Source organism: Chromobacterium aquaticum (genome assembly GCF_021129195.1).
Taxonomy (GTDB): domain Bacteria; phylum Pseudomonadota; class Gammaproteobacteria; order Burkholderiales; family Chromobacteriaceae; genus Chromobacterium; species Chromobacterium aquaticum.
On sequence record NZ_JAJOHW010000260.1, the window covers coordinates 1 to 1,721 of the forward strand.

The following is a 1,721-nucleotide window of genomic DNA, read 5'->3' on the forward strand; positions in this document are numbered from 1 at the left end:
CAGCGCCAGCGCCAGCAGGGCGAAGGCGGCCAGGGTGAGGGTGTCGGGCAGGGGCATGGCGGGCTCGCGGGGGATGGGGGAAAGGCAATGATACTGAAGCGGAGCGGCGACAAAAAGGCCGCCGGGTGTCCGGCCAGGGCCGGACACGCGACGGCAGAGCGCTCCCGTGCGCAGAGAAAGAGAGTTTTAGTTAGCCTTGGCCGCGCGCACCGCGGCGGCGGCGTCGGTGATGCCGGCGGAGCAACCTTCGCAATCCGCCGCCGGCTGGCGCGCGGTCTTGATCAGCAGATTGCGCACCGCTTTCCAGTTGAGGCTGGGGTTGGCGGACAACAACAGCGCCACCAGGCCGGAGACATGAGGCGTGGCCATGGAGGTGCCCTGGAAGGCGGCGTAGCTATCCGCGCCCGGCACGGTGGCGCCGCTGTTCAGCGTGGAGTAGATGCCGGGATCGCCGCTGTTGAGGTCGCCGCCCGGCGCGGTGACGGTGGTCATCGCGCCGTAGTTGGAGTAGGAGGCGATGCCGCCGGATTTGCCGTTGGCGGCGACGGTGATCACGCCGGGGCAGCTGGCCGGGTTGGTGTTGCGCGCGTTCTTCATCGCGTTGCCGGCGGCCACCACCACCACGCCGTTGCGGGCGTTGACCTGCTGGATGGCGTCGCGGTAGGTGCGGCTGCACGGCTGGGCGCCGCCCAGCGACATGCTCAGCACCCGCGCCACATTGGCGTTGACCGGCGCGCCGGGCACGGTGGCGCCCACCGCCCACAACATGGCGTCGGCGATGTCCGAGCTGGCGCCGCCGCACTGGCCCAGCACCCGCAGCGGCAGCAGCTTGGACTTGGGCGCCACGCCGGTCAGGCCGTTGCCGTCGCCGGCGGCCGCGGCGATGGTGCCGGCCACGTGAGTGCCGTGCCAGCTGCTATTGCCGGCGCGGCACAGGCTGCCGTCGCTGTAATCGCCCTGGTCCAGGCCATTGTTGGTGCGCGCGCTTTGCACCGGCTGGCCGTTGCTGTCCAGGAGCGGGCTGCCGTCGGCATTGGTCTGCGCCACCGCCGGCAGGCGCGCGCGCTTGGCGTCGGAGATGAAGTTGTAGCCCGGCTCCAGCAGATTGGGCTTGATGTCGGCGTGCGGGCGGTAGCCGGTATCCAGCACCGCCACGATGACGCCGGCGCCCTGCGACAGGTCCCAGGCCGCCGGCAGGTTCATCGCGCCCGGTTCGGCGGCGCTGGCCTGCATATCCCATTGCTTGGCCGCGTACAGCGGGCTGCTGGGCAGGTAGTTGGGGCTCATGATGAAGTCCGGCTCGGCGTATTCCACCGCCGGGTCCTGCTGGATCTTGCGCGCCAGCGTTTGCGCCTCGGCCACGCTCAGCGCCTTGCCGCTTTGATAGACATAGGCGCCGGTGCCCATCTGGTGATGGAACTGCAGCGGGCTGCCGCTCAGTTGCTGCACGCGTTGGGTGCGGGCGGCGAAATCCGCCGGGCGGCTGGACGGGGCGCGGCCGCCGTTGGCGATGCGAGCCTGGGTCAGTTGCACCTGAGAGACGCTGTGGTATTTGACGATGATGCCGGTGATGCCGGCGGCGGAGGGCGCCGCGGCGGCGATGTCGGCGCCGGCGCCGGCCAGCAGCGCGGCCAGCCACAGCCAGGCCAGGGCCGCGCCCAAACGCGGATAGCGTCGCCACATGGATCAGGCCTTGACGATGTTGGCAGCCGGTTCCAGAT

General features: G+C 70.6%; 1 protein-coding gene. It reads right to left on the minus strand.

Annotation, left to right across the window (positions count from 1 at the left end; genetic code table 11):
• Positions 1-186 precede the first annotated feature (186 nt).
• The gene (locus tag LQT98_RS23620) at positions 187-1,683 is read right to left on the minus strand and encodes a S8 family peptidase (protein ID WP_231465681.1); all 1,497 of its coding nucleotides are present in this window, start codon (positions 1,681-1,683) and stop codon (positions 187-189) included.
• Positions 1,684-1,721 lie beyond the last annotated feature (38 nt).